We start from the raw sequence: 22,851 nt of genomic DNA, 5'->3' as shown, positions 1-22,851 counted from the left end.
TTCCGGGACGCGGGTGTGCGTGGTGCGGGCGTGCGAAGCGCGGGCGTACGGGGCCTTGGAGGCCCCGTACGCCCGCCGGTGTGACGTGGTCACTCCGCGACCTCGAAGCCCTGCTTCTTCAGGTCCGCGACCGTGGCCTCCTGCATCTTCTGCAACGCGGCGCCGAAGTCCGACTTGTTCTTCGCGGCGGTGCCGAAGGCGTCGTTGAACGTCGAGTAGGCCACGTTGACGTTCGGGCCCCACGCCGACGGAGCGGTCTGCTCGGCGATCCTGGAGGCCTGCGGGTAGTAGTCCGACTGGTTGGAGAAGAAGGCCGGCGGCTCCTGGAACGCCTCACTGGTCTGCGCGGTGGTGGCGGCGGGGTAGATGCCGCCCTCCTTGGCGAGCGTGGTGAGCGACTCGGGGTCCGTGTTCAGCCACTTGATGAACTTGACCGCGGCGTCCTGGTGCTTGGAGTCCGTGGTGACGGCGGTCGAGGAACCGCCCCAGCTACCGGTGAGCATGCCGTCGGAGGCCGACCACTGCGGGAGCGGCGCCATGGCCCACTTGTTCTTGGTGTCGGGGGCCGCGGTGACGAGGGCGCTCGGCGCCCAGACCGCGCTCACCCAGGCGATCTGCTCGCCGGTGTTGAGCGCCTTGTTCCAGGCCGGGCTGTACATCGGCTGGTTGTCGATGGCGCCCTCCTTGACGAGACCGCCCCAGAAGTCGGCGACCTTCTGCGTCGGGGCGTCGTCGATGGCGACCTTCCACTTGTCGCCCGAGGTGGTCCACCACTGGGCGCCCGCCTGCTGCGAGAGGCCCGCGAAGAGCCCCGAGTCGTTGGCGGAGAACGTGGTCAGGTACTTGTCCGGCGCCTTCTCCTTCAGCGTCCGGGCGGTCTCGGCGAACTCGTCCCAGGTCGTCGGGACGGTCAGCTTGTACTTCTTGAACATGTCCTCGCGGTAGAAGAACATCATCGGCCCGGAGTCCTGCGGGATCGCGTAGACCGCGTCCGTGCCCAGCGTGGTCTGCTGCCAGACGCCCTCGGCGAAGTCGGAGTCGACGCCGTCCACCTTGCTGGATATGTCGGCGACCGCGTCATTGCTGACCAGCGTCGGCAGCGCCTGGTACTCGGCCTGCACCAGGTCGGGCGCCTTCTTCGCCTTGTGCGCGGTGAGGATCTTGGTGATGAGGGGGTCGCCGCCCACCTGCTTCTTGTAGTTGACCGTGATCTGGGCTTCCTTGCCCGGTCCCTTGTTCCACAGGTCCACGGCCTTCTCAGTGCCCGGCGCCCAGGCCCAGTACGTCAGCGTCACCGGACCCGATTCGGCCGTGTCGTCCGACGAGCCGCAGGCCGCGAGACCGGTGGTGCCGAGTGCGACGGCAACCGTACTGGCCGCAAGGCGGCGGAATCTTGCAAATGGCACGAGTGGTTCTCCCCTGACCAACCATGGTCTCCGCCTGCTGCGGACGACCTGCCACGCTTCAGGCGCTGAGCGCCGGGCGTTTGTGAGCGCTCACAGTAGAGAAACACCCCGCACGCTTGTCAACTGAGGTTAGTGACCGGCTAAGTTGACCTCCCACCTCTGGGAATATCTGTGCACGTTCCCAACTGATCGACTCACGGGAGAGATCCATGTCGGAGACCACCCCGAAGGGCCTCACCCGGCTCGCCTTCGGAGGGGACTACAACCCCGAGCAGTGGCCGGAATCCGTCTGGGCCGAGGACGTCCGGCTGATGCGCGAGGCGGGCGTCACCATGGTGAGCGTCGGGATATTCTCCTGGGCGCTGCTCGAACCGGCCCGGGGGGTCCACGATTTCGGCTGGCTGGACCGCCTGCTCGACCTGCTGCACGAGAACGGCGTCCGCGCCGACCTCGGCACGCCCACGGTGGCGCCGCCCGCCTGGTTCTACCGGGAGCACCCCGAGGCGCTGCCCGTCGCCGCCGACGGCACCCGCTACGCGTTCGGCTCCCGCGGCGCCATCTGCCACAGCAACGCCGACTACCGCGCCGCCGCCGCGGCCGTCACCACCGAACTGGCCACCCGGTACGGCGACCACCCCGCGCTCGCGCTCTGGCACGTCCACAACGAGTACGGCGTCCCCGTCTCGGCCTGCTACTGCGAGAGCTGCGCCGCCCACTTCCGCCGCTGGCTCGCCCGGACCTACGGGACCGTCGACGCGGTCAACGAGGCCTGGGGCACCGCCTTCTGGGGCCAGCGCTACGCGGACTTCGGCCAGATCGAGCCGCCCCGGCTGACCCCGACGGTCGGCAACCCCGGCCAGGCGCTCGACTACAAGCGCTTCGCCGACGCCACCATGCGCGAGAACTTCACGGCCGAACGCGACATCCTGCACCGCCTCGCCCCCGGCATCCCGGTCACCACCAACTTCATGACCGCGCTCAGCCAGTGCGAGACCGTCGACTACTGGGCCTGGGGCCGCGAGGTCGACCTCGTCTCCAACGACCACTACCTGATCACCGACGGCCGCCGCACCCACGTGAACCTCGCGATGGCCGCCGACCTCACCCGCTCCGTCGCCGGCGGCGCCCCCTGGCTGCTGCTCGAACACTCCACGTCGGGCGTCAACTGGCAGGCCCGCAATCCGGCCAAGGCCCCCGGCCAGATGGCCCGCAACTCCCTCGCGCACGTGGCCCGCGGCTCCGAGGGCGCCATGTTCTTCCAGTGGCGGCAGTCCCGGCGCGGCGCCGAGAAGTTCCACTCGGCGATGGTGCCGCACGCGGGCACCGACTCCCGGGTGTGGCGCGAGGTCGTCGAGCTCGGCGCCTCCGTCGAGGCCCTGGCCCCGGTCAGGGGCACCCGCACGGTCGCCGACGCCGCGCTGCTGTGGGACTGGCACTCCTGGTGGGCGCAGACCCTGCCGTGGCGCCCCAGCGAGGACCACGACGCCCGCGAACGCGCCGACGCCTTCTACGAGGCGCTGTACGACCGCCACGTCACGGTCGACTTCGCCCACCCGGAAGCCGACTTGTCGGCCTATCCCCTTGTCGTCGTACCGGCCCTGTACCTGATGACCGAGGCCGCGGCGCTCAACGTCCGCGCCTACGTCGAGAACGGCGGCACGCTCGTCGTCTCGTACTTCTCCGGCATCGTCGACGAGCACGACGCGGTGCACGACGGCGCGTACCCGGGGGCGCTGCGGGACGTGCTCGGGCTGACCGTCGAGGAGTTCTCGCCGCTGCTGAAGGACGACCGGGTGCGCCTGACCGGTCCCGACGGCGCCGAGCTCTGCGGTGACGTGTGGAGCGAGTTCGTGGTGGAGCGCGGAGCGGAGACCGTGTACCGCTACGCCGACGGGCTCGCGGCGGGCCGCCCGGCCGTCACCCGGCACCGGTTCGGCGCCGGCACGGCCTGGTACGTGTCCACCCGGCTCGGCGTCCAGGGGCTCGACGCCGTGCTCGGCCTGGCCGCCGGGGACGCCGGAACCGCCCCGCGCGCCGAGCTGCCGCGGGACGTCGAGGTCGTGCGCCGCACCGGCGAGGCGGGCACCTTCGTCTTCGCCGTGAACCACACCGCGTCCGACGCCGAGGTGCCGCTGGAGACGCCCGGCGCCGAACTCCTCACCGGCGAGCGCGCCGCCGGAAGCCTCGCGGTGCCCGCGGGCGCGGTCCGCGTCGTACGCCTCGACGGCTGACCGGCTCGGCGGCCCTTCCCCCGGCGAGCCGTCGCTCTCGCCGGGGGAAGGCCGGTGTCCGTCCTGCGGCATTCGCTTCTGCGCGACCGGTCTGTCGTACTACGGTTGTCCGCACGGCTCGTTCGTGGACTTCCAGCCATGCCGGACGACGCGGCGACCCGCTACAACAAGCCGGTGTTCGCGGCCGGGACGGCGTACCCGCTCCGGCCCGGCCGCGACGACTCGCTCACCAACATCATCGACACGACCGGTGAGCCGGTCTCCGGTCACACGGCCCCGACGGCCGGGCGGACCGCCCGGCCGCGGGACGTGACGAACATCGTGGAGGCCGTCCCGAACGGCCGTGGCCTGGGCGTCCTCCCCCGGGAGACCACTGGACCACGGTCACGGGGCAACGGCTGGGATCCCACCGCGGACGCGGCCCCGGGCAAGGGCTGGGCGCACCGGGCGCTGCGCGGCCACGACGCCACGGCGCTCGCGGCCACGTCGTGGTCCGGCCACCGCCGGGCAGGCCGGGGTCCGGCCGTTGACACGGCGGCCGGGCCCTTCGGCCCGCTACCGTTCGGTACACGGCCCCCACACCCGCCGGCCCTCTCGGGAGAAGGGCCCCGGCGGGCCGTGCGCGTCACGTCGGGCCGTGGGACAAGGGGCCGGGACGGCCGTGGACGGAGGGGGACTCCATGCTCAAGCTTCCCGTCGGCAGGACCCGCCTGGACATCCTGGAGTGGATGCGCAACCCCGCACAGGACGCCCCGGCGTCCGGCGGCGGCGCGCTCGTCGCGGAGGGCGTCAGCCCGCCCTCCGTCGCCGCCGCGCTCGGCATCAGCCTGCCCGTCGCCACCGCACACCTCGAACTCCTCGCCCGGCTGGGCCTGCTGCGGACCGAGGGCAGCGGGGACCGCACCCGCTACCGCCGCGACGAGTACCGCATCGCCGAGGTCGCGCACCTCTTCGAGAAGGGCTGGTAGGACGGCAGCGGCCGGTAGGACGGCCGGTAAGCCCCTCGGCCCCCGGGGCACGGACCCGGAGCCTGGGAAGACGCCCCGCCCACCACGACGAATGTCCCCGTGACGAACGTCCGCCCGCCACGACCAACGGGAGTACAGCGCATGACCCCCTTCCGCGGCTCCGCTCGCCCCGGCACGCTCACACCCCGGCGGTACGTCCGGATCGGCGGGCAGGGACCCGAGGACGTCGTCGCCGACGACCGGGGCCGGGTGCTGACCGGCGTCGCGGACGGCCGCGTACTGCGCATCGACGGGCTCACCCTCCCCGGCAGCCCGCGCGTCGAGGAGCTGGCCAGGACCGGCGGCAGGCCCCTGGGCCTCGCGCTCCACCCGGACGGCTCCCTGCTGGTCTGCGACGCCGAGCGGGGCCTGCTGGCCGTCGACCCGGAGCACGGGACCGTACGGGTGCTCGCCGACTCGGCGGCGGGCGAACCGCTGCGCTTCTGCAGCAACGCGACCGTGCTCTCCGACGGCACCGTCTGCTTCACCGTCTCCAGCCGCCGCCACCCCCTGGAGCACTGGATCGGGGACCTGGTCGAGCACACCGGTACCGGCCGGCTGCTGCGCCTCGCCCCGGACGACAAGGAGCCGGAAGTCGTCGTGGACGGGCTCCGGTTCGCAGGCGGGGTGGCGGCCTCGGCCGACGAGTCGTTCCTCGTCGTCGCGGAGACCGGGGCGCGGCGGCTGACCCGGGTCCGGCTCACCGGTCCGGCGGCCGGACGCCACGACGTACTCGCCGACGACCTGCCGGGCGCGCCCGACAACATCTCGCGCACCCCCGGCGGCCCCCTCTGGGTCGCGCTGGCCGGACCCCGCGTCCCCGGCCTGGACCTGCTGCACCGCCGCGGCCCCGGTGTCCGGCGGGCCGCCGCCCGCGCCGCGCTCCGCGTCCCCTACCGGCCGACCGGGTACGCCGGTGTCCTCGCCGTCGACGACCACGGCCGCACCGTCCACCACCTGGAGCGCAGGCACGGCGGGTTCCGCATGGTCACCGCCGTCTGCGAGACCGGCGGGCGGCTGGTCCTCGGCAGCATGTGGGAAGCCGGCGTCGCCGTCTGTGAACCGCCCGCCACCGGCTGACCCGTACGCGCGGCCGGACCCCCACGGCGTTACCCTGGTCTGCGGCCGCGACCCGATGCGCGGCGCGGCGGTGGGGCCCGCCGCACCCAACCGCGGCACCGTCGCCGCCAACGGTCCCTACTTGCAGTGCGGTACCTCCTGGTCACGGCCGGGAGGAGCGCGCCCGGCACGCCGGGTCCCGGCGAGTAGGAGAGACACGTTCATGGCACGCCCGCAGCACGAGGCACTCGGCGCCGCCGGGTCACCGGACGCCCCCGTCCCCGCCCCCACCCCGTCCGCGCCCGGCCGGACCCCGCCCCCATGGCGCGGCCAGGGCTCCGCCGTGGCGGTGGTCGCGCTCGGCGGCGCGATCGGCGCCGCGGCCCGCTACGCGGCGGGGCTGCTGTGGCCGGGGGAGCCCGGCGGCTACCCCTGGACGACGTTCTGGGTGAACGTCCTCGGCTGCGCGGTGATCGGCGTCTTCATGGTCGTGATCACCGAGGCACGGGCGGTGCACCGGCTGGTCCGCCCCTTCTTCGGCACCGGGGTGCTCGGCGGTTTCACCACCTTCTCGACGTACGCGGTCGACATCCAGAGGCTGCTCGACGCGGGCCACCCGGGCACCGCGCTGCGCTACCTCGCGGGGACGGCGTGCGCGGCGCTCGCGGCGGTGTGGCTCGCGGCGATGGCGACCCGGCGGGCCGTCCTGGCCGGACGGCGGCGGACCGGACGTAACGGACAGGGAAGGTAAGAGGTCGTTGTGAACTGGCTGCTCGTCGTCGTCGGCGCCATGGTCGGTGCGCCGCTGCGCTACCTCACCGACCGCGCGGTACAGGCGCGGCACGACAAGGTGTTCCCCTGGGGCACCTTCACGGTCAACGTGACCGGCTCCCTGATCCTCGGTCTGCTGACCGGCGCGGCCGCCGCCGGAGCCGCGGGCTCCCACGTCCAGCTGCTGCTGGGCACCGGCCTGTGCGGGGCGCTGAGCACGTACTCGACCTTCTCCTGGGAGACCCTGCGGCTGGCCGGGGACGGCGCGCGCGGGTACGCCGCCGCGAACGTGTTCGGCAGCGTGGCGGCCGGTCTGGCCGCCGCGTCCGCCGGGGTGTGGCTGGCCGGCGCCTGGTAAGAGCGGGCCTTCGGACAACCGCCGGGCCCGGCCGCGCGTCGTCATGTCCGTGTAGTAAGACTGTCCCGCCGCCCACCACAAGCCCGAGCAGAACTGGATCACATGAGCGTCATCAACGTCGGTCAGGCCGTCGTACTGGGAGCCGTCGAGGGGGTGACCGAGTTCCTGCCCGTCTCCTCGACCGGGCACCTCAAGATCACCGAGGGGCTGATGGGGATCCCCGTCGACGACGACGCCGTGGTCGGGTTCTCGGCGGTCATCCAGGTCGGCGCGATCGCCGCCGTGCTCGTGTACTTCTTCAAGGACATCGTGCGGATCGTCTCCGCCTGGGGGCGCGGGCTGCGCCACCGCGACCAGCGGGACAACCACGACTACAAGTTCGCCTGGTGGGTCGTCTGTGCCACGATCCCGATCGTGATCGTCGGCCTCGCCGCGAAGCCGCTCATCGAGGGGCCGCTCGCCTCGCTGTGGGTGGTCGCCGGGTCCCTGATCGTGGGCAGCGGCGTGATGTGGGCGGCCGACCGGATGGGCCGGCACAAGCGGGGCGAGGACGACACGTCCTTCAAGGACGCCATGCTGGTCGGCAGCTCGCAGATCCTGGCGCTGCTCTTCCCCGGCTTCTCGCGCTCCGGCGCCACGATGTCGACCGCGCTGATCCTGGACCTCGACCGGGTCGCGGCCACCCGGCTCTCCTTTTTCCTCGGCATCCCCGCCCTGACCGGCGCCGGGCTGTACGAGCTGAAGGACGCCCTCGGTACGGGGGTCGGCGCGGCGCCGCTCGTCGCCGGCACGGTCGTCTCCTTCGTCGTCGCGTACGGCTCCATCGCCTGGCTGCTGAAGTTCGTCGCCAAGCACTCGTTCAACGCGTTCGTGATCTACCGGATCGTCATCGGCCTGCTCCTGTTCGGCCTGCTCGGCGCGGGGGCGCTGGGGTGAGCGGCAGCGCTTGTGCGGGGTAGGTCCGCCGCCGTTCGGCTGCCTCGCCGTCGTGGCTGGTCGCGCAGTTCCCCTCGCCCCTTCAGGGCGGGGCAGAATGGTGATCATGGTGTCGACGGAGTCCTTTCAGCCGGTTCTCGAGCTCATTGCCGGGGAGATCGAGGAGACGCCGGGGCGGGGCCGGTCCGCGGACTACATTCCGGCGCTCGCCGCCTGCGATCCGCGCCGGTTCGGGATGGCCGTCGCCGAGCTGGACGGGACGGTGTACGGGGTGGGGGACTGGCGGCAGCCGTTCTCCACGCAGTCCGTCACCAAGGTCTTCACCCTCGCCCTGGACCTGGCCCGCGAGGGCGACGAGCTGTGGGAGCACGTCGGCCGCGAACCCTCCGGCAACCCCTTCAACTCCCTGGTCCAGCTCGAGTACGAGAACGGCATCCCGCGCAACCCGTTCATCAACGCGGGCGCCCTCGTCGTCACCGACCGGCTCCAGTCCCGTACCGGCGACGCGGCCGGCACCCTGCTGGCCTTCCTGCGCGAGGAGAGCGGCAACCCCCGCCTCGGCTTCGACCGGGACGTGGCCGGCTCCGAGGCCGCGCACGGCGACCGCAACGCGGCCCTCGCGCACTTCATGGCCTCCTACGGCAACATCGGCAACCCCGTGCCGCTGCTCCTGGAGCAGTACTTCCTTCAGTGCTCCATCGAGGCCTCCTGCGCCGACCTCGCGCTCGCCACCGGCTTCCTGGCCCGGCACGGCGTCCGCGCCGACGGCACCCGGCTGCTCAGCCGCAGCCAGGCCAAACAGGTCAACGCCGTCATGCTCACCTGCGGCACCTACGACGCGGCGGGCGACTTCGCCTACCGGGTCGGGCTGCCCGGCAAGAGCGGCGTCGGCGGCGGCATCGTCGCGGTGGTGCCGGGCCGGTGCACGCTGTGCGTGTGGAGCCCGGGGCTCGACGAGCGCGGCAACTCGGTCGCGGGCGTCGCCGCCCTGGACCGCTTCACCACCCTCACGGGACTGTCGGTGTTCTGAGCCCTGCCACGCGCCCGCGCTCACGTCCCGGTCACACGCAGTCCGCCCGAGCGAGGGCGCCGATTCGCCCCCCGGCCACCACGCGGTGACACGCTCCCCGGGTGTTGGCCATGGCACTCCCCGTCGATCTCCGCCGCTGCCAGGCACTCGGTCTGGCCGGCACCGCCTTCCTCACGGCGGGCGGTGAGACGGCCGGGGCGCTGCCGGTCAGAGAGCTGATCGCCCCCGAGTCCGGGCGCGCCGCGCTCGGCCTGATCGGCGTGTACTTCGGTGCCGTCCTGCTGATAGCCGCCTGGGCCCTGCTGGGCACCGTCGTCCGCGGCCCCGAACCGCCCACCCCGCGCGAACTGCTCCTGGTCCTCGCCGTCTGGGCCGCACCCCTGCTGCTCGCGCCCCCGCTGTTCAGCCGCGACGTGTACAGCTACCTCGCGCAGGGCGCCATGGTGCACGCCGGCATCGACGTCCATGCCCAGGGCCCCGCCCAGCTCGGCGGGCCGCTCGCGGACGAGGTGGCACCGGTGTGGCAGCACACCGCGACCCCGTACGGGCCGGTCTTCCTCGCGGTGGCCGCCGGGCTGTCCCGGCTGACCGGCGGCGAGCTGCCCGCCGGACTGCTCGGCATGCGCCTGGTCGCCCTCGCGGGCGTGGCGCTGATGGCGGTGGCGCTGCCCCGCCTCGCCCGGCACAGCGGCGCCGACCCGGCCGCGGCCCTCTGGCTGGGCGCCCTCAACCCGCTGGTCCTGCTGCACCTGGTGGCAGGGGCGCACAACGACGCCCTCATGCTCGGCCTGCTCGGCGCGGGACTGGTCGCCGCGCGCGGCCGGTGGCACGTCCTCGGCGTCTGTCTGATCACCCTCGCCGCGCTGGTCAAGGCACCGGCCGCGCTCGGCCTGCTCGCGGTCGTGGCCCTGCGCCGCCGGCACGGCCTGCCGAGGACTCTGCTGACCACCGCCGCCGCGGCGGCCGCGACCACCATGGCGGCGACCGCCCTGGCCGGCACGGGATACGGCTGGATCGCCGGCCTGAAGACCCCCGTCTCCCCGGGCAACTGGTCGCCGACCAGCGTGCTCGGCAACGCCACCGGCACCCTGCTGCACCACCTCGGCAGCGGTCTGGCCCCGCTCGCCCTGCCCCTGTGGCACGCGGCCGGGCTGCTGGCCGGTCTGCTGGTGATCCTCATCGTCTGGTTCCGGCTGCGGCCCGCCCCGGTCTACGCCCTGGGCCTGAGCCTGGCGGCCGTGGCCGCGTTCGGCCCGGCCGTCCGCCCCTGGTACGCGCTGTGGGGACTGTTCCTCGTCGCCGCGGCGGCGCCCGAGGGGCCGGTGCGCCGGCGGTTCGCGATCACCAGCGCGGTACTCGCGCTCGCGGTCCTGCCCAGCGGCGATCCCGCGGACGCCGAACAGCTCGCGCTCGCCGTCTGCGGCGGCGCGCTCGGCGCGGTCGTCCTGTGGCAGGCCCACCAGACGGCCCAGGCCCCGGCCCTGGGGCGGACCGCGTGAGGCTGCCGCGCACCGACCGGGGACGTCTCGTCCTGCTGCTGGTGTTCGCCCTCGCCGTGGGCGTCTTCACCGCCACCGTGCCGCTGCTGCGCGGCTGGTTCGACCTGCGGGTCTACTACGGGGCCGTCGACACCTGGATCCACCACGGCGGGCGGATCTACGACTACCGGGTGCCGGGCACCACGTACGGCTTCACCTATCCGCCGTTCGCGGCGGTCAGCATGGTGCCGATGGCGCTGGTCCCGCTGCCGGTCGCGATCGCGGCGGCGCTGCTGCTGAACCTGGCCGCGGCGGGCGCCGTGCTGTGGTGCCTCGCCGGGGACGGACTGCGCCGGCACGGCTGGTTCGCCCGGGCCCTGGCGGTCCCGCTGCTGGCGCTGCTCGAACCGGTCCGCGACACCGTCAGTTTCGGCCAGGTCAACCTCGTACTGCTCGCCCTGGTCCTGGCCGACATGCGGCTGCTGTCCACCGGACGCGGCCGGTGGGCGGGCGTCGGCATCGGCCTCGCGGCGGCGATCAAGCTGACCCCGGCGCTCTTCATCGGCCTGCTGCTGCTCGCCGGGCGCCGCCGGGCCGCCGGGACCGCCACGGCCGTCGCGGCCGGCGCCACCGCGCTGGCCTTCTGGGCGGCACCGGGCGCCTCGCGCTTCTACTGGACGGACGCGGTCTGGGACACCAGCCGCATCGGCCGTCTCGCCTACGTCTCCAACCAGTCGCTGCAAGGAGTACTGGCCCGGCTGGCCGCTCCCGGGGAGCCGTCCCGTGCCGTCTGGGCGCTGGCCGCCGTCGCCGTCCTGGGCGTCTGGGCGTGGCGTTCCTCGAGGGCCGCGGCCGCCGGGGACCGGCCGGCGGCGTTCGCGCTCACCGGCCTCGCCGCCTGTCTGGTCAGCCCGATCACCTGGGTGCACCACCTCGTCTGGCTGCTGCCGTCCTTCGCCGTCCTGGTGCGCCGCCGGCACCTGCGGACCGCGGGCGCCCTGTACGCGGTGCTGTGCAGCAGCGTGGTCTGGCTCTGGTACGACGACGCCTCCGGCATCGACGGGTTCCTCGGCTCCAACACCTACGTGTGGATCACGCTGGGGCTGCTGCTGCGGCTGCCCGCCGGTCAGCCGCGGGAGGGCCGGTTGCCCTTCAGCCGCAGCGCCAGGGCCACGGCTCCGGCGCCCACCCCGGCGGCGCCCGCGATCGCCCCGGTCTCCGGCCAGCCGCTGCCGCCCTCCTCGGCCGGTGCGGCGGGCGCCGCCGCGGGACCGGCCTGAGCCGAGCGGCGGCCGGCCGGCAGCGCGGCGCCGGACGGCACGGACGCGGAGTGCAGCGAGCCGACGGGGGTGACCAGACCGGCCGCGCCGAAGCCCCAGTCGAGCAGCGAGCGCGCCTCCTCGTACACCGTCGTCGCGCCGCGGACCTGCGGGTTCAGCACGGTGACGACGAGGGTGCGGCCGCCCCGGCGGGCGGCGGCGACCAGCGTGCTGCCCGCGTTGCTCGTGTAGCCGTTCTTCACCCCGATCAGCCCCGGGTACGCCTCGACGCCTTTCGCTCCGGTGAGCAGCCGGTTGGTGTTGTGGATCGGGTACGACGAGCCGTCACCGGGGAACGAGGCCGCGGCGGTGGCGCAGTACCGGGCGAAGTCCGCGTTGCGCAGCCCCGCCTGCCCGAAGACCGCCAGGTCGTACGCCGACGACACCTGCCCGGGCGCGTCGTAGCCGTCGGGGGACATGACCTGGGTGTCGAGCGCGCCGAGCGAGCGGGCCTTGGCCCGCATCCGCTCCGCGGTGGCCTGCCAGCCGCCGTTCATCGCGGCGAGCACGTGCACGGCGTCGTTGCCCGAGTTCAGGAAGACCCCGCGCCACAGGTCGTCCACGCGGTACGTGCGGCCCTCGGCGACGCCGACCCGGCTGCTGCCCTCGCCGATGCCCTCCAGGTCCTCCGGCGTGACGGTGTGCCGGACGCCGCCGGGCAGCGCGGGCAGCACGGTGAGCGCGAAAAGGGTCTTGAGGGTGCTCGCGGGCGGCAGCGGGCGGTGCGCGTCGTGCGCGGCGAGCACCTCGCCCGAGTCCGCGTCGGCCACCAGCCAGGACAGCGCGGACACGGCGGGCAGCGCGGGTGCTCCGGCGCGGGCGCGGACCTGGGTGCCGGGGCGGTACAGCGGCTCCGGCTGCGCGGCGACCGGTCCGGAGCCGGGCGCTCCCGGATCCGCGCGGGCCGGGCCGTGCCCGGGTGCGACGGCCAGCGCGCCCACCGCGCAGACGACGAGGCAGGAGACGGCCACGCGGGACGAGCAGCGCAGCGAGAATCTGATAGTCATACCGCAAACGTAGGAAGGGATCCGCCACATACCCGGCTGCCGGGGCCGGGCCGCGCGACCGAGCACCCGGATGCCGTACGGTCCGCCGGTACCGGGCGCGGGGACGCACCGTCGGGCGGCGGGCGGCGTCGGGCGCGGGAGCGCGCCGTCAGGCGGCGGGCAGCGTCGGCCGCACCTGCCGCAGGAACGCCGCGTTGTCCGCAGTGGCCCGCATCCGCTCCAGCAGCGTCTCCAGGTTCGCCTGCCCCTCCCGGGACCGCAGGGCGCGCCGCAGTCCCCGGGCGCCCGCCAACTCCTCGTCGGACAGCAGGAGTTCCTCACGCCGGGTACCCGACGGGATCAGGTCGACGGCCGGAAAGACGCGCCGGGAGGCCAGGCCCCGGTCGAGCCGGAGTTCCATGTTGCCGGTGCTCTTGAGCTCCTCGAAGAAGAAGTCGTCGGCGCGCGAGCCGGTCTCCACCAGGGCGGTGGCGAGGATGGTGAGCGAACCGCCCTCCTCGGCGAGCCGCGCGGCGCCGAAGAACCGCTTGGGCCCGTGCAGCGCGGCCGCGTCGACGCCGCCGCTGAGGGTGCGGCCGCCGCCCGCCGCCGCGTTGTTGTGCGCCCGGCACAGCCGGGTCAGCGAGTCCAGCAGGATCACGACGTCCTGGCCCTGCTCGACCAGCCGCTTGGCCCGCTCCACGACGAGTTCGGCGAGCGCGATGTGCTGCCTGGGCGTCCGGTCGAAGGTCGAGGCGTACACCTCGCCGCGCACCGAGCGCCGCATGTCGGTGACTTCCTCGGGGCGCTCGTCCAGCAGTACCACCATCAGGTGGCACTCGGGGTGGTTGCCCGCGACGGCCGCGGCGATCTGCTGGACCAGCACCGTCTTGCCGGTCTTCGGCGGCGCGACGATCAGACCGCGCTGCCCCTTGCCGACGGGCGTGAACAGATCGGCCACGCGCCCGGCCAGACCGCTCGCCGGGTGTTCGAGCCGCAGCCGGTCACGGGGGTGCAGCGGGGTCAGGTCGCCGAAGCGCGGGCGGCGGCGCAGTTCCCCGGGCGTACGGCCGTTGATCCGCTCCACCCCGGCGAGGGCACGGGGTCCGCCGCGCACGCCTTCGACGGTGTCGCCCTTGCGCAGACCGTGCCTGCGGATCAGCGCGGCGGGCACCTGGACGTCGGACGGGGTGGGCAGGCAGTCGGCGGCGCGGAGCCGGCCCTGCCCGCCGTCCGCGATGTCGAGGACACCAAAGACCTGGTCGGGAAGCTGCTGCCGTACCGGAGGGTGTTCGAGTGTGGTGGTCATGAGAGGTCCTTTCGAACTGCGAGAGGAGAAGGAAGAGGAGAGGGGGAGGGGAGGGATGCGGGGAAGGGCCCGTGAGGCGGCGTGGTCACGCCTGGTGCGGCCGGGAAGACAGCACCCCGCGTACGGCGCCCCGCGTACGGCGGAGGAACGGCGGACGTACCGACGTACGGGTGCGTCCGTGGCCGTGCCGCGCGGGAGGTGATGCCGGAAGCCGGTTCGCCGATCCGGTCAGTGAAGGACGGGCGGCGTCGCGGCGGGAGAAGGGATTCAGCACCGGCGCCGGAAGAAGCGGCGTACACAAGTGCTGTCACGACCATAGCACAGGAGGCCGATTCCTGCCGCCGGTCCCCGGTGGCGGGCGGCGGACCGATTCCACGTACGGTGCCGTTGACACGGCGGACGGCCCGCGCGACGGTGACCGCATGGGGTATACAGAGGATGCCGGAGTCGTCGAACGGGTACGCGCGCTACGGCCGCTGATCAGGGAGAACGCGCTGCGCGCCGAGCGCGGACGGCGCGTGCCCGACGAGGTCGCCGCTGCGCTCACCGCCACCGGCGTCCACCGGGTCAACGTGCCCCGGCGCTACGGCGGATACCAGACCCCGCTGCGGACCCAGGTCGCCGCCTTCGCGGAGATCGCCGCCGAGTGCGCCTCCACGGCGTGGGTCACGCTGACCCAGGCAGGGGTCTCCTACATCGCGGCGCTCTACCCCGACGACGCGCAGGACGAGTTCTTCAGCTGCTCGGGCAGCCCCGACGCCAGGATCGGCGGCACCCTGATCCCGAGCGCGCGGGCGGTCCCGCGCGACGACGGCTGGCTGGTCAGCGGTGCCTCGGCGTTCGCGACCGGCTGCCACCACGCTGACTGGCACCTGCTCACCTGCGTCGTGACGACCGCGGACGGACGGGTGCCCGACGGGCCGCCGGAGCTGCTGTGGGCCGCCGTCCCCATGTCCGAGCTGGAGATCCTCGACGACTGGCATGTGACGGGCCTGGCCGGTACCGGCAGCAACACGGTCGTGGCCCGGGACATTCCCGTACCCGCCCACCGGATGCTGCCGGTCGGACCGCTGCTCGCCGGGGAGTTCCCGTCCAAGGCCAACGCCGAGGACCCCTTCTACCGCATGCCGGTGCTGCCGCTGTTCTGCGCCTGGGCCGCCCCGGCGGCACTGGGCCTCGGGCGGGCCGCGATGCGGGAATTCACCGGGCGCATGCGCCGCCGGGGCATCACGTACACCTTCCACGAGCGGCAGCACGAGGCGACCGTCACCCATCTCCAGCTCGCCGAGGCCGAGTTGAAGGTCTCCGGGGCGGAGCTGATGGCCGGCCGGCTGACCGCCGAGATCGAGGACAAGGCCCGCACCGGCGCGCCGTACAGCGACACCGAGCGGGCCCGGATCCGGGCCGAGAGCGGCTATCTGACCCGGCTCTGCAAGGAGGCCGTCGACCTGCTGGCCGCCGCGGCCGGTGCCTCCTCCCTGCACGAGGACGTGCCCATGCAGCGCATCACCCGCGACATCCACGCCCTCGCCCTGCACTCCTTCGTCAACCCCGCCACCAACCTGGAGATCTTCGGACGGGTGCTGGCGGGAGTCGACCCGGGCACGCCCTTCCTGTGAGCAGTGCTACCGGCCAGTGCTACCGGCCGAGCGCGAAGATCCCGTACGAGAAGCCCTCCGCGGTGACCGTGTCCCCGTCGACGCGGACACCGGAGACCTCCAGCGGCCGCGCGTCCGTGGCCGCCCCGTACCCGTCGAGGCGGTGACTCGCGCCGTCACGGCGGGGGTTGACCACCACCAGATACCGCCCGCCGCGCACGTACACGAACGGATGGCCCGCGTGCAGCACCTCCACCGAACCGGCGGAACCGAGTTCGGGCCGGCTGGTGCGCAGCGCGACGAGGCGGCGTACGAGATGCAGGAGCGAGGTGTCGTCGGCGCGCTGGGCGGCGACCGTGGGACGGGCCGGGTCCGGGTCGACGGGGAGGTAGAGCCGGTCCGCGGAGGCGGTGGAGAAACCGGCGTTGGCGCTGTCGTCCCACTGCATCGGGGTGCGGGAGCCCGCGCGATTGTAGCGGGGGCCGAGGACGCTGCCCTCCTTGTCGGGCAGGCCCGGCACGTAGCGCATGCCGATCTCGTCGCCGTAGTAGATCGCCGGGAGCGTCGGCCAGGTGAGCTGGAAGGCGAAGGCCACGGGCAGTTGCTCCGCGGTGCGCGGGCCGCAGTTGAGGCGCGAGAAGTCGTGGTTGGCGGTCGGCAGCGAGATGAAGCCCGTACCGTCCAGGGCGGCACAGGCGCGCTGCCACGCGTCGAGGAAGGGACGCGGTGAGCCACGGCCGCTCGCGTCGAAGAAGCAGTCCAGGGGATCCCAGTCCTCGTTGACCGTGCCCTCGCCGTTGCTCCACAGCGAACGCAGGGCGAGCCCGTCCGTGGCGCCGCCGAACTGGAGGAAGAAGTCGGCGTGGAAGCCCGCCGGCACGGACACCTCGGGGTCGCCCCACTCCGACAGCAGCACCGCCTCGGGGTGCGCGCGGTCCATCCAGTGCCGCAGTTCCGTCCAGATCGCGGCGGTCTCCCGCCTGCCGGGGTCGTCCTTGACGAGGGAGGCGGCCATGTCGACGCGGAAGCCCGCGAGACCGAGCCGCAGCCAGTGGTCGATGACGGAGCGCAGGGCGGCGCGGTTGGCCCGCGGGCCCTCGGCGTCCACCGGCAGGCGCCACGGCTCCGCCGGGTCCTGGCGCGCGTGGCCGAAGTTCAGGGCGGGCTGCGAGGCGAAGAAGTTCGGCAGGTACGCGCCCGGGCGGGCGCCGGGGGAGGGCACGTACCCGTCCGGGCAGCCCTCGGGCGCCCAGATGTAGCGGTCGTCGTCCGGGTCGTCGGCCGAGGCCGTGAACCACGGGTGCGCGTCGGAGGTGTGCCCGGCGACGAGGTCGAGCAGGACGCGGATGCCCTGCCGGCGGGCCTCGTCGACGAGCTTGGCGAGGCCGTCGGCGGAGCCGTAGCGGGGCGCGACGGCCAGATAGTCCGCGACGTCGTACCCGGCGTCGCGGAACGGGGAGACGAAGCAGGGGTTGAGCCACACGGTGTTGACGCCCAGCCACGCGAGATGGCCGAGGCGCTCGGTGATCCCGGCGAAGTCGCCGACGCCGTCGCCGTCGGAGTCGGCGAACGACTGCGGATAGATCTGGTAGAAGACGGCGTCGGCCAGCCAGCCGGGGGCGGGACGGAACGAAGTCATTGCGCGACCATAGGTCAAGGGAGCGGGTGGGCGGCAAGACCGTAAGCTGCCCCTGATGTTCACTGAGCACGGGCCCACCCTCCGCGAACTCGCCGTCCAGGCGCTGTCGTCCGTCGAGCACGGCTACGACCTGCTGGCGCCGAAGTTCGACCACACCCCGTTCCGTACGCCGGACGCGGTCCTCGACGCCGTGGCGGCGGCCCTCCGCCCCGCCGGGCCCTTCGGGCACGGGCTCGACCTGTGCTGCGGTACGGGCGCGGGGATGGAGGTGCTGCGCGGACTGTGTACGCAGGGGGTCACCGGGGTCGACATCAGCGCGGGCATGCTGACGGTGGCCCGCGAGCGCCAGAGCGAGTGGCCGCGGGAACGGCCGGGGGAGGGCGGGCCGCCCCGGGTCTCGTGGGTGCGCGGCGACGCCCGCGCGCTGCCCTTCGGCCCCGTCTTCGACCTGGTGGTCAGCTTCGGCGCCTTCGGGCACTTCCTGCCGTGCGAACTGCCGGGCCTGTTCGGGCAGGTGCGGTCCGTGCTCAGGCCCGGCGGCCGGTTCGCGTTCCCGGTCATGGCGCCGCCCCCGCCGACCTCCCCCTGGTACTGGGCGCTGCTCGGCTTCGACACGGCGATGCGGGTGCGCAACGCCGTGTGGCGGCCGCCGTTCGTCATGTACTACCGCGCGTTCCGGCTCGGGGACGTACGGCGGGAGCTGGCGCGGGCCGGGTTCACGGTGGAGCTGCGGGCCCTGCCCGAGTTCGGGCGCAGGCGCGACGGCGCTCCGCGGTGCCGGCTGGTGCTGGCCACGCGCGGCACGCCGTAGCCGGCCCGGCCACGGCCGCACCGGCTACGCACGAGAGGACCCGCCGTCCGCTGCTCTCGGGGTCAGCTCTTGACGAACTCCAGCAGGTCGGCGTCGAACGCCTGCTCGAAGTCGCCGACCAGGCCGTGCGAGCCGCCCGGGTAGACCTTGAGCGTCGCGTCCTTCACCAGCTCGGCCGTCTTCAGGGCCGACGCGGCGATGGGCACGATCTGGTCGTCGTCGCCGTGCGCGATCAGCGTCGGTACGTCGATCCGCTTCAGGTCCTCGGTGAAGTCGGTCTCCGAGAACTGCTCGACGCAGTCGTACGCGGCCTTCAGACCCGCCTGCATGCCCTGGAGCCAGAACTCGTCGCGCTTGCCCTGCGAGACCTTGTTGCCCGGCCGGTTGGCACCGTAGAACGGCTCGCTGAGGGTCCGGTAGAACTGCGAACGGTCCGACTCGACGCCGGCGCGGATGTCGTCGAACGCCTCGACGGGGGTGCCCTCGGGGTTGGCGTCCGTCTTCAGCATCAGCGGCGGCACCGCGCCGAGCAGAACCGCCTTGGCGACCCGCCCGGTGCCGTGCCGGCCGATGTAGCGGGCGACCTCGCCGCCGCCGGTCGAGTGCCCGACCAGCACCGCGTCGCGCAGGTCGAGCTTCTCCAGGAGCTCGGCCAGGTCGTCGGCGTACTGGTCCATGTGGTTGCCCTGCCAGGACTGGCCGGAGCGGCCGTGGCCGCGGCGGTCGTGGGCGACGGCGCGGAAACCGGCCTCGGCGACCAGGCGGAGCTGGCCGTCCCAGGCGTCGGCGCTGAGCGGCCAGCCGTGGCTGAAGACGACCGGGCGGCCGGTGCCCCAGTCCTTGTAGAAGATCTCGGTGCCGTCGGCGGTGGTGAACGTGCTCACGATGGTGCCTTTCAGAGGTGCACGTGACCGTGCCCGTGCGCCGGTGGGACGGCGCGGTGCGGGCGCGGCACGGGGCCGGCGACGTCCCGGGGACCCTGGTCGGTGGTCGACGGAGCGTGGTCGACGGAGCGTGGTCGGTGGGCGGTGGGGAGGGCCGCGGTCCGGCCGGTACGGCCGTGACGCGTCGGCGGTGCAGACCGCGCGGTCCGCCCCGCGTCGTCGGAGGGCGGCTCGCCGGAGGCCACGACGAACACGCTAGGCGCCGGCGGCGTCCGCCGAATCTGTCAGATGACTGCATCTTGCCGCCGACCACACCGCCCCGCCCCTCGAACGGGGCCGACCGGGCACCCGAGCGGCCACCCGGCCAGGGACCCGACGAGGAACCCGGCCGGGACTCGGGGGAGCCGGGAGAGCCGGAGAAAGCGGGGATGCGCCGCGTCTCAGGCGTCCTGCCGCCGGTCCGTGTCGCCCAGTGCGTTCTGTCGCCGGTCTGTGTCGTCCAGTGCCAGGGTGATTGCCGCTTCCGGGGCGAGGGCGTGGCCGGTGCGTTCCGTTTCGGTGAGGCGGGGTTTGCCGGGGCGTCGTGCGGAGTCGGTGCTCGTGCTTCCGGCGGGATGCGCCGCGGCTCAGCCGTTCTGTCGCCGGTCTGTGTCGTCCAGTGCCAGGGTGATTGCCGCTTCCGGGGCGAGGGCGTGGCCGGTGCGTTCCGTTTCGGTGAGGCGGGGTTTGCCGGGGCGTCGTGCGGAGTCGGTGCTCGTGCTTCCGGCGGGATGTGCCGCGGCTCAGCCGTTCTGTCGCCGGTCTGTGTCGTCCAGTGCCAGGGTGATTGCCGCCTCCGGGGCGAGGGCGTGGCCCCCGCGTACCGCTTCGGTGAAGCGGGGCTCGCCGAGGGTCGCGCGCAGGCGGCGTTCGTACTCGCGGCGGAAGACCGACGTCCGGGACGTGCCGAGCCGGGGCAGTCCGGTCGCGTACCACAGGCGCCTGGCGACCCCGAGCAGCTGCGCGGCGCGCTCCGCCTCGCCGCGCGCGGCGTGCGCGGCCACCAGCAGGTCGGTGACGGCCGCCGCACCGAGCCCGTCGTGCACCTGCCACTTGGCGGCCAGCGCCTCGCGGGCGGTGCGCACACCGTCGTCGGGACGGCCGAGACCGAGGGCGCACAGCGCGAGGAAGAACTCGCCCCAGGACCGCATCCACAGCTCGCCCCGCTTCGCGCAGTCCGCGCGCAGCCGCTCGGCGACCGCCGCACAGCGCACGAACGCGCCCTGCCCCGCCAGCAGATACGCCTGCATCGCCAGCGTCAGCAACTGGAAGAACTCGGCCCCGCCCCCGCCCCCGGGCCACGGCGACGCGGCCCCGTACAGCACGGCCGACCGCGCCGACTCCCCGCGCACCGCGAGGCTCGCCCCGGTCAGCGGCAGCGCGGGCACCGGCAGCCGGCGCTCCTCGGCGAGCCACACGTACGCCGCGCTCACCGACTCGGCCGCGTCCAGGTCGTCCGGTACGACGGTGACCAGGCGGTGCGCCCAGAGCGCGAGGGTGTGCTCGGGCCCGCCGCCGCGCGCCCGGCGCAGCGCCCGCTCAAGACAGCCGCGCCCCTCCTCCGCGAAGCCGCAGGCGAACCAGAAGAACCACAGGGTGCCGGCCAGTTCCAGGGCGGTCTCCGGCTCCGGCGCCGCGAGGCACTCCTCCATCGCGAGCCGCATGTTCGGATGCTCGGCGGCCAGCCGCTCCGCCCACATGCGCTGGCCCGGGCCCAGCCACTCGGCCTCGCCCTGGCGGGCGATCCAGCGGAAGTAGTCGCGGTGCCGGCGCCGTACCGCCGCCCGTTCGCCCAGGCCGTCCAGCCACTCGGCGCCGAAGGAGCGCACCGTGTCGAGCATGCGGTAGCGGACGGCGGCGCCGTCGTCCTCCCGGATCACGATCGACTTCTCGGTGAGCGAGGCGAGCAGCGCGAGGATCTCCTCGGCGTCCAGCGGCCCGCCGTGGCACACGAACTCGGCCGCCTCCACGTCCCAGCCGCCGGCGAACACCGACAGCCGGGCCCACAGCAGCCGCTCCAGCGGACTGCACAGCTCATGGCTCCAGCCGATCGTCGTGCGCAGCGTCTGGTGCCGGGCAAGCCGCGGCCTGGCCGGCGAGACGAGCAGGTCGAACCGGGAGTCGAGGCCCTCGATGAGCCGGTCCAGCGGGAAGCCGCGCAGCCGCACCGCGGCCAGTTCGAGCGCCAGCGGTATCCCGTCGAGCCGGGCGCAGACGGCGGCGACGCCCGCCCGGTTGGCGTCGGTGAGCGCGAACGACGGCAGGGCGGCCGACGCCCGCGCCACGAACAGCGCCACCGCGTCCGCGTGCTCGCCCAGCGGCAGCGGCGGCACCGACAGCAACTGCTCGCCCGGCACCCCGAGCTGCTGCCGGCTGGTGGCCAGCACCCGCAGCTCCGGGACGCGCGCCAGCAGTTCCTGCACGACCCGTGCGCACTCCCCGAGCACGTGCTCGCAGGTGTCGAGGACGAGCAGCAGCGGAGCCCCGGCGAGGTGCTCGCAGAGCGCGTCGAGCAGCGGCAGCAGCGTCTGCTCGGTCAGCCGCGTCGCCTGCGCCACCGCGTTCGTCAGCAGGTCCGGGTTTCGCAGCTCCGACAGCTCCACCAGCCACACCCCGGCCGGGAAGGCGTTCCGTACGGCATGGGCGGCCCTGAGCGCCAGCCGGGACTTGCCGACACCGCCGGGGCCGGTGAGCGTCACCAGCCGCGAGGCGGCCAGGAGTTCGGAGATACGGAGGAGTTCGTCCCGCCGGCCGACGAACGCGTTGGCCTCGGCCGGGAGGCCGCCGGTGATGCCTTTTCGCACTGAGGCCGCCATCGTTCCCCCTCACCGGACCCGATGGCGGTCACCATAACCCTCTGACGCCGACGCGGCGTCGGGCGTAGCGTGGGAAGGGCACTTGCATATAGGGCACCGGCACTTGCCCGTCCAGCGGCGACCTTGGAGTTGTGGGGGATGACCGTCGCACCTGCACTGACAGCGGTCGGCCGGATGCGGTCGGGGGACCACCTGCTGCTCGGCTACGACACCGACGAGGAGCGGGAGGCCGTCCTCGCGGTGTTCCTGCTGGACGGGCTGGCCAGCGGGCACCGCGGACTGGTGCTGCCGCCCGGCGACATCCCGGCCTCCCTCGCCCTGTCCTTCCTGGAGGCGCACGGCTGCCCGGTCGAGGAGGAGATCGCGGCGGGCCGGCTCCTGGTCGACCCGCATCTCGCCTCCCCCGACGGCCTGTGGGACCTGGACGAGGTGATCCGCCGCGAGGCGCGCCGCGCGGTCGGCGACGGCTTCCTCGGACTGCGCGTCAGCCTGGAGATCCTGCGCGGCCGGGCCGGTACGGGGCTGAAGATGCTGCACGACAGCGAACTGCTCCTGGACACCGTCTTCGCCTCGCTGCCGGTCCTCGGCATCTGCCAGTACGACCGCCGTGTCTTCGACGACAGCGAGCTCGCCCCGCTCGACGGCCTGCACCACGGCCGGGTCGCCGCCGACCACGTCTGGCAGGACGAACTCCTCACCATCACCCGCACCTTCACACCACCGGGCCTGGCCCTGGCCGGCGAGGTCGACGACACGAACGTCACCGCGGTGGCCCGCGCGCTGCACGCCGAGACGGAGCGCGCCCGCGGCCGCACGGCGAACGGCCTGCGGACCCGCCTCGACCTGCGCGAGCTGTCCTTCGTGGACGTCGGCGCGCTGCGGCTGCTGGTCTTCAGCGCCCTCGGCCTGCACGAGGCCGGCGGCACCCTCGTGCTGTATGGGGTGGCGCCGCATGTCCGGCGGGTGATGCGGGTGGCGGGCTGGGACCGGGTGCCGGGGCTGCGGCTCGAGCCGGACGCGGATCCGCTGTGACCCGCACCGGACGCGAGACGGCGGGACCTGCTCCGGGCACGGAGGCGGCGGGACCTGCTCCGGGCACGGAGGCGGCGGGACCTGCTCCGGGCACGGAGGCGGCGGGACCTGCTCCGGGCACGGAGGCGGCGGGACCTGCTCC

Annotated in this window: 17 protein-coding genes and 2 pseudogenes; 13 read left to right on the top strand and 6 right to left on the bottom strand. The window is 73.9% G+C overall.

What is annotated here, in order from left to right:
• Positions 1-89 precede the first annotated feature (89 nt).
• Positions 90-1,406 carry an extracellular solute-binding protein gene (locus ACFV6E_RS18440; protein ID WP_385160213.1) on the bottom strand — a complete coding sequence of 439 codons (1,317 nt, stop codon included), beginning with the start codon at positions 1,404-1,406 and terminating at the stop codon, positions 90-92.
• 209 nt (positions 1,407-1,615) lie between these two features.
• Between ACFV6E_RS18440 and ACFV6E_RS18435 the strand changes: the two genes are divergently transcribed.
• The 10 genes and pseudogenes from ACFV6E_RS18435 to ACFV6E_RS18390 all read left to right on the top strand — a co-directional run.
• Positions 1,616-3,637: a beta-galactosidase gene (locus ACFV6E_RS18435; protein WP_385462786.1), complete on the top strand. Its 2,022-nt coding sequence runs from the start codon at positions 1,616-1,618 to the stop codon at positions 3,635-3,637.
• Positions 3,638-3,775: 138 nt separating this feature from the next.
• Positions 3,776-4,060: pseudogene (locus ACFV6E_RS18430) on the top strand (glycosyl hydrolase 53 family protein); the annotation flags it as partial.
• A gap of 257 nt (positions 4,061-4,317) precedes the next feature.
• Positions 4,318-4,605: an ArsR family transcriptional regulator gene (locus ACFV6E_RS18425; RefSeq protein WP_385160209.1), complete on the top strand. Its 288-nt coding sequence runs from the start codon at positions 4,318-4,320 to the stop codon at positions 4,603-4,605.
• Positions 4,606-4,746: 141 nt separating this feature from the next.
• Positions 4,747-5,724 carry an SMP-30/gluconolactonase/LRE family protein gene (locus tag ACFV6E_RS18420; protein ID WP_385462783.1) on the top strand — a complete coding sequence of 326 codons (978 nt, stop codon included), beginning with the start codon at positions 4,747-4,749 and terminating at the stop codon, positions 5,722-5,724.
• 202 nt (positions 5,725-5,926) lie between these two features.
• Positions 5,927-6,454 (top strand): fluoride efflux transporter CrcB, encoded by a 528-nt coding sequence (crcB, locus tag ACFV6E_RS18415; RefSeq protein WP_385462780.1) that lies wholly within the window; start codon positions 5,927-5,929, stop codon positions 6,452-6,454.
• 9 nt (positions 6,455-6,463) lie between these two features.
• Positions 6,464-6,832 carry a fluoride efflux transporter CrcB gene (crcB, locus tag ACFV6E_RS18410; RefSeq protein WP_385160203.1) on the top strand — a complete coding sequence of 123 codons (369 nt, stop codon included), beginning with the start codon at positions 6,464-6,466 and terminating at the stop codon, positions 6,830-6,832.
• 102 nt (positions 6,833-6,934) lie between these two features.
• A complete protein-coding gene (locus tag ACFV6E_RS18405) occupies positions 6,935-7,768 on the top strand; it encodes an undecaprenyl-diphosphate phosphatase (RefSeq protein ID WP_385160201.1) in 834 nt (277 codons plus the stop codon).
• Positions 7,769-7,865: 97 nt separating this feature from the next.
• A complete protein-coding gene (locus ACFV6E_RS18400; RefSeq protein WP_385160199.1) occupies positions 7,866-8,798 on the top strand; it encodes a glutaminase in 933 nt (310 codons plus the stop codon).
• A gap of 110 nt (positions 8,799-8,908) precedes the next feature.
• On the top strand, positions 8,909-10,297 hold the full coding sequence (gene mptB, locus ACFV6E_RS18395) for a polyprenol phosphomannose-dependent alpha 1,6 mannosyltransferase MptB (protein WP_385160197.1): 1,389 nt from the start codon (positions 8,909-8,911) through the stop codon (positions 10,295-10,297).
• Between the two features lie 221 nt (positions 10,298-10,518).
• Positions 10,519-11,130, top strand: a pseudogene (locus ACFV6E_RS18390) (glycosyltransferase family 87 protein); the annotation flags it as partial.
• 272 nt (positions 11,131-11,402) lie between these two features.
• On the opposite strand, the gene ACFV6E_RS18385 reads toward ACFV6E_RS18390, so the two are convergent.
• Entirely contained in the window at positions 11,403-12,602 is a 1,200-nt protein-coding gene (locus ACFV6E_RS18385) for a D-alanyl-D-alanine carboxypeptidase family protein (protein WP_385160195.1), read from the bottom strand.
• 148 nt (positions 12,603-12,750) lie between these two features.
• Entirely contained in the window at positions 12,751-13,890 is a 1,140-nt protein-coding gene (gene rho, locus ACFV6E_RS18380) for a transcription termination factor Rho (protein WP_385160193.1), read from the bottom strand.
• Between the two features lie 422 nt (positions 13,891-14,312).
• Between rho and ACFV6E_RS18375 the strand changes: the two genes are divergently transcribed.
• Positions 14,313-15,509: a flavin-dependent monooxygenase gene (locus ACFV6E_RS18375; RefSeq protein ID WP_385462777.1), complete on the top strand. Its 1,197-nt coding sequence runs from the start codon at positions 14,313-14,315 to the stop codon at positions 15,507-15,509.
• A gap of 19 nt (positions 15,510-15,528) precedes the next feature.
• Here ACFV6E_RS18375 and ACFV6E_RS18370 read toward each other — a convergent pair whose 3' ends face one another.
• Positions 15,529-17,127, bottom strand: a complete 1,599-nt coding sequence (locus tag ACFV6E_RS18370; RefSeq protein ID WP_385462774.1) for an alpha-amylase family glycosyl hydrolase — start codon at positions 17,125-17,127, stop codon at positions 15,529-15,531.
• A gap of 55 nt (positions 17,128-17,182) precedes the next feature.
• Between ACFV6E_RS18370 and ACFV6E_RS18365 the strand changes: the two genes are divergently transcribed.
• Entirely contained in the window at positions 17,183-17,938 is a 756-nt protein-coding gene (locus ACFV6E_RS18365) for a class I SAM-dependent methyltransferase (protein WP_385462771.1), read from the top strand.
• Positions 17,939-18,000: 62 nt separating this feature from the next.
• On the opposite strand, the gene ACFV6E_RS18360 is transcribed toward ACFV6E_RS18365, so the two are convergent.
• Both ACFV6E_RS18360 and ACFV6E_RS18355 read right to left on the bottom strand, forming a co-directional pair.
• Positions 18,001-18,822: an alpha/beta fold hydrolase gene (locus ACFV6E_RS18360; protein ID WP_385462768.1), complete on the bottom strand. Its 822-nt coding sequence runs from the start codon at positions 18,820-18,822 to the stop codon at positions 18,001-18,003.
• Positions 18,823-19,604: 782 nt separating this feature from the next.
• Positions 19,605-21,677, bottom strand: a complete 2,073-nt coding sequence (locus ACFV6E_RS18355) for an ATP-binding protein (protein WP_385462765.1) — start codon at positions 21,675-21,677, stop codon at positions 19,605-19,607.
• A 138-nt stretch (positions 21,678-21,815) separates the two neighbouring features.
• On the opposite strand from ACFV6E_RS18355, the gene ACFV6E_RS18350 reads away from it, so the two are divergent.
• Positions 21,816-22,709, top strand: coding sequence for an MEDS domain-containing protein (locus ACFV6E_RS18350; RefSeq protein ID WP_385174903.1), 894 nt, complete (start codon positions 21,816-21,818; stop codon positions 22,707-22,709).
• The last annotated feature ends 142 nt before the right edge of the window (positions 22,710-22,851 follow it).

The sequence above is a fragment of the Streptomyces sp. NPDC059785 genome (assembly GCF_042732375.1).
In the GTDB taxonomy this organism is placed as follows: Bacteria; Actinomycetota; Actinomycetes; order Streptomycetales; family Streptomycetaceae; genus Streptomyces.
The sequence above is the reverse complement of the archived record's forward strand: the minus strand, read 5'-3'. Positions and strand labels throughout refer to the sequence as shown.

Bases quoted from the DNA above. Each gene is read 5' to 3' on its own strand.
- ACFV6E_RS18435 (WP_385462786.1), top strand. From the start codon at position 1,616: ATGTCGGAGACCACCCCGAAGGGCCTCACCCGGCTCGCCTTCGGAGGG.
- ACFV6E_RS18425 (WP_385160209.1), top strand. From the start codon at position 4,318: ATGCTCAAGCTTCCCGTCGGCAGGACCCGCCTGGACATCCTGGAGTGG.
- ACFV6E_RS18420 (WP_385462783.1), top strand. From the start codon at position 4,747: ATGACCCCCTTCCGCGGCTCCGCTCGCCCCGGCACGCTCACACCCCGG.
- crcB (WP_385462780.1), top strand. From the start codon at position 5,927: ATGGCACGCCCGCAGCACGAGGCACTCGGCGCCGCCGGGTCACCGGAC.
- ACFV6E_RS18405 (WP_385160201.1), top strand. From the start codon at position 6,935: ATGAGCGTCATCAACGTCGGTCAGGCCGTCGTACTGGGAGCCGTCGAG.
- ACFV6E_RS18400 (WP_385160199.1), top strand. From the start codon at position 7,866: ATGGTGATCATGGTGTCGACGGAGTCCTTTCAGCCGGTTCTCGAGCTC.
- mptB (WP_385160197.1), top strand. From the start codon at position 8,909: ATGGCACTCCCCGTCGATCTCCGCCGCTGCCAGGCACTCGGTCTGGCC.
- ACFV6E_RS18385 (WP_385160195.1), bottom strand. From the start codon at position 12,602: ATGACTATCAGATTCTCGCTGCGCTGCTCGTCCCGCGTGGCCGTCTCC.
- rho (WP_385160193.1), bottom strand. From the start codon at position 13,890: ATGACCACCACACTCGAACACCCTCCGGTACGGCAGCAGCTTCCCGAC.
- ACFV6E_RS18375 (WP_385462777.1), top strand. From the start codon at position 14,313: ATGGGGTATACAGAGGATGCCGGAGTCGTCGAACGGGTACGCGCGCTA.
- ACFV6E_RS18370 (WP_385462774.1), bottom strand. From the start codon at position 17,127: ATGACTTCGTTCCGTCCCGCCCCCGGCTGGCTGGCCGACGCCGTCTTC.
- ACFV6E_RS18365 (WP_385462771.1), top strand. From the start codon at position 17,183: ATGTTCACTGAGCACGGGCCCACCCTCCGCGAACTCGCCGTCCAGGCG.
- ACFV6E_RS18355 (WP_385462765.1), bottom strand. From the start codon at position 21,677: ATGGCGGCCTCAGTGCGAAAAGGCATCACCGGCGGCCTCCCGGCCGAG.
- ACFV6E_RS18350 (WP_385174903.1), top strand. From the start codon at position 21,816: ATGACCGTCGCACCTGCACTGACAGCGGTCGGCCGGATGCGGTCGGGG.